An 8,240-nucleotide genomic window follows, 5' to 3' on the forward strand; every position below is an offset into this window, starting at 1 on the left:
TATGTAGCCCGTAAATCCATTAGTAACACTTTAACTAAAGGATGTGAATCTAAAGGCTGGAAACGAGTCCAACCGGGGCGATATATCTGGGCTGGCGGTTTCACCTAGAGCTGAGTTCCTACACAAACTTTCTTGGTTATTGAGGAACTATAACAGGACTTAGGGAGTAACTCAACCTGTAGGGGCGCACGCCATACGTCCCTACTTGATATGTATTTATAGTTCTGTTCCGATATCCGAAGTTCCCTATTCCCGACAACTGCGGCGAAGTCTAATCAAGTAGAGACAGACTCTCAACCACTGTAACTCTGCCATGCCTGCCAAAACATATAGATTGATAGGGAAAACAACAGCGTGCGAAATCCATTGCTCACCACTTGGTCTGGTAACTTTGGCAAAAAGCGAGTACTAATTTGCGCTCCCAAAAAGCCTCCTATACCCAGCAGCAATCCCTCAATCCATAAGACATTTCCCTGTAAGGCATGTCCTGCAGAGGCTGAAACTGCTGTAATGACGATTACCCCTAGACTTGTCTGAATCGCAGTTTTAATCGGTTCTCCTAGGAGCAACATTTGGAGTGGAACCATAATTGTTCCCCCACCAATACCAAATATACCAGCTAATAAGCCAGCCAAACCACCTGTCGCTATCCTGGCAACAGTAGCTTTGGTGGAAGAGTTTGAAGAACGTCTGTTGTTTAGTGCTCTTTGAGATTCCTGTTGCGCTCTAGACTTAAGCTGTTTGCGTAGTTGAATCAAATATATCGTAACCAATAGCAGTATCCCAAAGGCTACCAGTAAGAAGTAAGGAGGGAACAGGTCGGCTAGATAGGCACCAATTTGTGCTGTGATTAGAGCTGGAAATCCAATGCCAATTACACTTTTTAGATCAAAGTAGCCCATCCGCCAGTTTTGCAGTGTACCAGAGGTAGCCGTAATCACAATCGACAGACTACTGGTAGCCGCCGCTTGAACTGGTTGATATCCTAATGCCACTAACAAGGGGACGAGCACTACACCGCCACCAATGCCAAGAAATCCGGCAAGAATACCTGCAAATAAACCGGAACCAGCAAAAATCAATAAATCGGTAGGAGTCATCCCTTTAGATCGCCTTTGGCTCAATCCACTTTTTTGCTAGCATAGCCGCTATTGAGTGATTGTTGAATTAGCGTTCGCGCCCCGCGTGGCCATTCGCGTAGCGTGGCCTGAAGGCCAAGGTCAATCGCATTTAGCTGGCAATTTAGCTGTCCGGTAGAAGAAGCCCCACGTCCGAACTGAAAGTCGGCGTGGGATGAATTCTACACAGAGTCTTTTGGGAGAGGGAAGCGAGCTATCAAGCTTCTAAGTAATTCAGAGTAAGTCATCCCCCTCCTGTCTGCTTCTTCTTGTAGCTGTTTCTTTTCAAATTCAGTAACTCTGACTACTAGTTTTTTGCTTTTCATATAGGGTTGACACTTGTCGCCACGTTTGTTACCTTAATGATAGGTCGAAATGCAAGAGGTTGCAACAATGAGAGCAGCTTATCAATACCGGTTAAGACTGACAAAATTACAAGAAATTGAAGTAGAAAGATGGTTGGACATGCTCCGATACCAATATAACTACTTATTAGCTGACCGATTCAACTGGTACGAACAGAATCGTTGCTCTATTAACTCTTGCCCTCTTGTTTGTCATTTGCCAGATTTAAGAAATAATCCTGATTATTTTTCCCAAAAGAAAACTCTTCCTCAATTAAAGAAGGACAGACCTTGGTATGGGGTTGTCCAATCTCAAGTTTTACAAGATTGTGTGAAGAGAGTTGACCTGGCATTTAAACGATTCCTCAAAGGTGACAGTAATGGTAAAAAGAGTGGAAGACCTCGATTTAAAGGGAAAAATAGATATAAGTCATTTACTTTTCCTTCCTTATCTAGGAACCCAATAAATGGCAACGTTTTGACTCTTCCAAAATTTGGAAAGGTTAAGATGATCTATCATCGGCCAATTCCAAAAGGGTTCAAAATAAAAACGGCTACTATAACTCGAAAAGCTGATGGTTACTATGTCACACTGTCAGTTCAAGATGATACCGTCCCGAAGATTATACCAGTAGATAGTGCAATCAACCCCGTTGGGATAGATATGGGACTCAAGTCGTTTTTAGTAAAGTCAGATGGCTCTGAGATTCCAATTCCTCAGTACTATCGAAAAGCTCAAAAACGATTAAAAAAAATCCAGAAAGCTGTTAGTAGGTCGAAAAAGGGTAGCAACAATAGAAAAAAGGCTGTCAGTAAACTAGGTAAAGCTCATAAAAAAGTAGCTGACACCAGAAAAGATTTTCATTTCAAAGTAGCGAAGGGATTGCTAGACAACCACGACCTAATTGCTCATGAAAAACTCAACATTAAAGGTTTGGTCAAAACCAAACTGGCTAAATCTATATTAGATGCTGGCTGGGGTCAATTCCTGTCGATAATATCAAACAAAGCCGAAAACGCTGGTTTGGCTACAGTCGCAGTGAATCCCCGTAATACTAGTCAGAACTGTTCTAATTGCGGTGAAAAAGTACCTAAAAAACTAAGAGATCGCATCCATTCGTGTCCTCATTGTGGTTACGTAGCTGACAGGGATGTAAATGCGGCAATCAATATACTGAATTTGGCGGTAGGGCATTCCGCTAGTAGTAAAGCTTACCGAGTATCCGAACCGATAGGTGGAGTTGGTAAGAAGCCCACACTGAACCTGTAAAGGTCAGTGTGGGAGTATGTCACTTCTCGATTAGTTCATTGGGTATCGCTACTTTGATCACAACGGTTTCACCTTCGGCTTCCCAATGAGCGCTTGCCTCCACCTGGGAGTTTAGTTCTGGATTCATTGGTATTGCCACCTTGATCGGCACTTTTTCACCGACTGTTTGAGCAACACTAGGAGATTTTACCCTAGGCTGAGCTACTAGTGAAATAGGTTTGAGCAGGGTTTGGGAGCTATTGTCCTCTTGGAAATCAGCAACAGTTGCCATCGCCTGTGGTGCTGGTGCTACCACAGCCATTTCACCATTGAGTTTGGTAAGGTTAGAGCTTGGTACCTCAGTGGCGCTAATTGTGCTGAGTTTTGGATTACGGTTAAACACAAATCTCGGCTGCAGGAAACTTTTTAATAAAAGCCACAGCATGCTGAATTCTCCAGGCGTATCACAAGGTTTCCACTGACCCACACCACAAAAGAGCATTTCAATTAAACCCCGTATTTGAGGTAAACTCATCTGCTGATTAAATCCTATTTGGAGAGTTGGACTTTCACTCGTGAGGTCTGTGTGAGTAATTTTTCCTGGTAGTCGCAAGTTCTCCCCCATTATTTTCAGACTTACTTTGAGATTGTCTTTAAGGGAAATAGATAGCGTCTCAGTCAGCTTGATTTGAGCACCTACTTCAGAAACCCACTTAGTGATGCCCCAATAGGTTTGACCTCCTATATTTATTCGCACCACTTTACGTAAGTCAAAGCATTCGTTAGTATTCGGATTAGGAGAATCCAAAAGGATTAGTAAGGCGATACTCAGCACCACTAGATTGTAGCCACTCCAAATCCAAGCTAAGCTGATTTCTTGGCTAAGTTGTGCTATTTCTAGGGATGGTAAACTGCTGGCTGGTATCAAGAATTCGGTCAGATTAAACCCAAAACTAATTGCTGTAGCAACGAATACAATAATCAGGGGCGATGCTAACTGCCAGTTGTAATTAAAACTCTCCCGAGATATTCCTTTTGGGGTTACTTTAAATCCTCTCGAAAAAGGATTCAGCATTGTCTGCAACACCGTTAATCCAATCGGAAAACATGACACTACTGAATAAATATCTGACATGAAAGCGGAGCGAGAGCGGCAGTTTATCCACGAGAACACAGAAAACTGTAGCAAATAGAAAGGAACTAAGAAACACAATACTTCAGTAGTTGTTGCTTTAAAGGGAATAATCCCGAAAAATGTATACGCTATGGGAACAATTAGAAAATAAATTCTTGACCAGCTAGTAAACCAATAAAGCAACCCATCTAAATGAACTAGTCTTTGGAGATTAGTAAGTCCAGGAATTCTTAATGGATTTGCGTCTAGGAAAAGTCCCTGTAAGGTACCTTGTGCCCATCTTAGCCGCTGAGATACATGACTTGCTATATTCTCTGCTGCCAAGCCAGCACTTAATTTTTCATCAAGGTAAATTAACTTATAGCCTTGAGCAGATAAACAAACACCAGTATAGTAATCTTCAGCGATGGAATCGGTAAAAAAGCCACCAATACTTAAGAGTGCGCTGCGGCTGACCACAAAAGACGTGCCACAACAAACAATACTATTTGTGCTATCTCGAATTGGTTGAATGTGTCGATAAAATAATTCTTCTTCTGCCGTCAGAATCTTTTCTAAACCTAAATTATAGGCAACCGGATCCGGATTATAGTAGCTTTGGGGAGTCTGAACTAGAGCGACTTCCTTATCCTTAAAGAAACCCACAGTCCGCTTGAGGAAGTTCCTAGTAGGAATAAAATCAGCATCAAATACAGCAATTAAATCCCCAGAGGTTTGAGGAAAGGCATTGTTTAAATTACCTGCTTTGGCATTAAGATTATTTGGTCGCGTAATATACTCGCAGCCTAGCTCAGCTGCAAGTCTTTTCATCTCAGGACGTCTAGTATCATCCAGAAGATAGATCGTTTTTCTTGTATACTCTAAAGCTTGACAACCAATAATTGTTCGTCTTAGTATTGAGGGATGTTCATTATAAGTAGGAATCAGGATGTCAACAGAAGGGGTAAAACGACCACTAATAACCGATAATTCACCCCAATCAGCTTCCCGACTTCTATCTTTTATCTGGGACAAGAAAAACAGCTGAATGGTGCTACCAGCTAGTCTCAGTATTTCCGCTAGTAATAACCCCAAGCTAAAGACGCCATTGACCATGGTATCCAGATTGAGGGTAAACAGCGATCGCCACAGCACATACTGAAGAGTCAGCAGTAGCAAAATCCCTACCACCACAAGCTGCCACTTAGAGCGAGTTTTTGTCATAATCCCTTAACTGTAATTCCAGTATTGTCATTAGTTCTTGGCAGAAGACCCCTATTACAGCCGATTGGGTTGAGGGGAAGGGATTGCCATCACCTGTAGGTTCATAACTAGTTTAGGTTCATAACTCGCTTGTTAGCACGAGCTAATTACTTACCTTCCCTCACCAGCTAAGGGGTAGACCGTCGCTTCCACGTTGAGTCAGACACCGACAGCCATTGTTTATCTTAATTAACATTTAACTTGCTGATTGTTGACTGTTGAGCTTTTACCCAAGACAAGTAAACATTACTATGGTGTCAACAAAATATCCGTTGCTTAAATTATTATGCAGATCAAATTTGTATCTGCCTGTGAGCATTAACCCAACTTGGTGGTCAGTCTAATACTTCTTTGACCCTAGCTCCGTTCCAGAACTTGGACAGATTCGCCCTGACGAACACGCTTGAGCGATGATGGAGCCACTGTACTGGCACACTGTACTGGCACACTGTACTGGCACACTGCACTGGCACACTGCACTGGTACACTGTACTGGTACTTTGACTAAGACTATGGCTCGGTCACCAACAGACTCTTAATAAAGTTTAACCTAGCTTAACTTAACATAATACTTTGTTAATTGTGGGGGGAAAGTTTGGCGATGATTTCATCCTCTTGTCCTTGAACCCAATTAGCAAAGCGCTTGGCTAGGGGTGGCACACATACCAGCGGGTTAGTAAAACCAGAAAATATATAAACTCCTTCCACACCACTGACGGAACCAACCACTGGCAGACCAGTGTTGCTGAATGCTACTAAACAATGATGCCAGGTTCCTGGTAATTTCTCAAGAGCTGGTAGAATTTTGCCCACTTGATTACGAATTTCCGCTTCCCCTTTATCTGGCGCTATAGTGGCGTAGGGGTCTGTCAGCACACGGCTCAGCTGACCCATCCGTAAACTGCCATCTAAAAACTGTACTGCACCTGCATCAAGAATGGGTGATATTACCTCATTACCAGGCTCATCCCACAAGTGTTCAACTGACTTAGTACTTGCTTGCTGTTCCAGTTGACACCGTTTTATATGTGCTGGTGTAACAATTGTCTGCAGCTTGATGTCAACTCTGGGAGTTTCAATCATCTGCTCATGAGTGAAATACAAGTGGACAGGAATTCCGGAAGCTTTCAGTAAGGTGCGACTGAGTCCACCAGCACAGACAACCGTGTTAGCCCCATGGTAGGTGGCGGCTACTGTTTTGACTGCCTTGATAGCATCTGAACTCCTTACCAGTTCCACCACACGACCAATTTGGATTTCCCCCCCACAACGGCGGAAAGCTTTCAGGTAACCTTGGGTAGTCTTTCCTGGATGGATATGCCCCTGACGGACAGTAAACGCTCCTGCGATCGCATTTTTATTGAGTAGGGGTTCGATGGCACAAGCGTCCTCTACACTCACCCAAGTTGGGGGAGTAGCAAAACGGGCATAATCTGCTGCCAATTGCTCAGAGTCATCCTTAAGGTCAATGGTCAGCAATAAGTCTAATTCCCTGAACTGGGTATCTGTTTCTAATTCCTCAGATAAACTTTGATAAATTTCTCTAGCTTCCTGACATAGCACTCGAGTTAACCTTGATGTTCCTGACCAATAGCCAAGACCACCATAGCTATAGCGAGTTGCTCCCTCTAGGGTAGGATGTTGCTCCAAAATCAGAACACTCAAACCCTGGCGACACAATTCGTACCCAAGTGCTGCTCCAGTAATGCCACCACCAATGACAATCCAGTCATATACTTTCATCGTATAGTCGCATATTGTATAGTCTAATTGGGTGTTTAGCCCAAAACTGACTCAATTCTACTGATTAGGGGTGGCAGTAGCAGGGAACCGGCTACAAAAATAGCAGTTATGGCTGATATCAGCACTGCACCAGCCGCACAATCTTTAGCAATTTTAGCAAGTTCATGGTACGTCTGTTTAACAGTTAGATCTACGACCGATTCAATAGCTGTATTTAACATTTCCATAGCCATGACTAACCCAGTGGTTAGTCCAATCACAGCCAGTTCTACCAGGGGTATTTGTAAAAAAATGCCCAAGGTAATGGCTAGAGTGCCAATGACTGTATGGATCCGGAAGTTACGTTGGGTGAGAAAGGCATAGCGAACCCCAGCCCAGGCATATTTGAAGCTAATCATTAATGTCGGAGCAATTCGCCAAGCCAAATCTCGGTTAGGTTTGACTTTGGAGTCAGAGTATTGGGGTACTGGTATAGATAGCTCTTGAGTCATTGGCAAGGTATTAGACACGAGAAACTGAGTTTGATAGGATTCGGCCTTTGGTAACACCATTTATCGGTTCAGGGATAGGTCTTGGGTATACCTTAATCTTTCCCATATGGGGTAGGAGGATTAACCTTAAGGGATATACTGAAAAGCACAGCAGACTTCTAGGAATCATTTGAAAGACCTACCCTCTGAAGTAGAGTCTCCTGCTGATCCAGCATTCTCACTAGACTTTCCTCATCCGGATGATCCCATCCTAGAAGGTGAAGTAAACCATGGGTGGCCAGCCAGGCTAGTTCCGTGGATAGAGAATGCCCCTGCTGTTTAGCCTGTTGAACAGCAGTATCTACCGAAATCACGATATCACCCAAGTATAGAGGCACCGATAATTGATTTTGAGGTGATAACTTAGGTGAGTCTACCTCTAAAGCTGCAAACGCAAGTACATCTGTAGGCTGATTTTTTTGGCGGTACTGGAAATTAAGTGCCTTAATTTCACTATTGTCGGTAAGGCGAAGACTCAATTCGTAGCTCTTAGCTTCCGGTAAATTCAGTTCAAGGGCAACTAGCCATTGGTCAAACCAGCTTTCCCAAGTGTGGGGGGAAATTGGGTTGCTGGATTGGTTAGTAATGGTTTCAGCAGAATTGGAGATATTAAAGAAACAATCCTGTACACTCAATTCAAACTTCACACTCAGTTTCTCCAAAGCGATGCAGCGCTAACCTGCGGGGGTTCCCCAAGACCGCACTGCATCAAGACAAGGCTTGGCTACCAGTAGGGTAACCTACTGCGGTCACCTAGCCGATTGGCTAGGTCTCGGCTTCCTTAAACATGGGTCTACCACTATGCTTACTGTTCCTTTACGCTTGCTCTCTTCTTTGAGATAGCCGTCAAAAGTAAGTTTAACGAACTTAACAAACTCT

6 protein-coding genes are annotated in these 8,240 nt (G+C 43.4%); 1 reads left to right on the top strand and 5 read right to left on the bottom strand.

Annotated features, from left to right (window positions below; all coding sequences use genetic code 11):
• Nucleotides 1–293 precede the first annotated feature (293 nt).
• Nucleotides 294–1,100, bottom strand: a complete 807-nt coding sequence (locus F6K52_RS27620) for a sulfite exporter TauE/SafE family protein (protein WP_293085966.1) — start codon at nucleotides 1,098–1,100, stop codon at nucleotides 294–296.
• A gap of 411 nt (nucleotides 1,101–1,511) precedes the next feature.
• Between F6K52_RS27620 and F6K52_RS27625 the strand changes: the two genes are divergently transcribed.
• A complete protein-coding gene (locus F6K52_RS27625) occupies nucleotides 1,512–2,732 on the top strand; it encodes a transposase (protein ID WP_293085969.1) in 1,221 nt (406 codons plus the stop codon).
• A 19-nt stretch (nucleotides 2,733–2,751) separates the two neighbouring features.
• Here F6K52_RS27625 and F6K52_RS27630 read toward each other — a convergent pair whose 3' ends face one another.
• From F6K52_RS27630 to ybeY, 4 genes are all read right to left on the bottom strand, one after another.
• Entirely contained in the window at nucleotides 2,752–5,049 is a 2,298-nt protein-coding gene (locus tag F6K52_RS27630) for a glycosyltransferase (protein WP_293085972.1), read from the bottom strand.
• A 615-nt stretch (nucleotides 5,050–5,664) separates the two neighbouring features.
• Nucleotides 5,665–6,831, bottom strand: a complete 1,167-nt coding sequence (locus tag F6K52_RS27635; RefSeq protein ID WP_293085975.1) for an FAD-binding oxidoreductase — start codon at nucleotides 6,829–6,831, stop codon at nucleotides 5,665–5,667.
• 35 nt (nucleotides 6,832–6,866) lie between these two features.
• Entirely contained in the window at nucleotides 6,867–7,382 is a 516-nt protein-coding gene (locus F6K52_RS27640) for a diacylglycerol kinase family protein (protein WP_293085978.1), read from the bottom strand.
• Nucleotides 7,383–7,480: 98 nt separating this feature from the next.
• Entirely contained in the window at nucleotides 7,481–8,008 is a 528-nt protein-coding gene (ybeY, locus tag F6K52_RS27645) for an rRNA maturation RNase YbeY (protein WP_293085981.1), read from the bottom strand.
• Between the last annotated feature and the right edge of the window lie 232 nt (nucleotides 8,009–8,240).

Source organism: Moorena sp. SIO3H5, from assembly GCF_010692395.1.
Taxonomy (GTDB): Bacteria; Cyanobacteriota; Cyanobacteriia; order Cyanobacteriales; family Coleofasciculaceae; genus Moorena.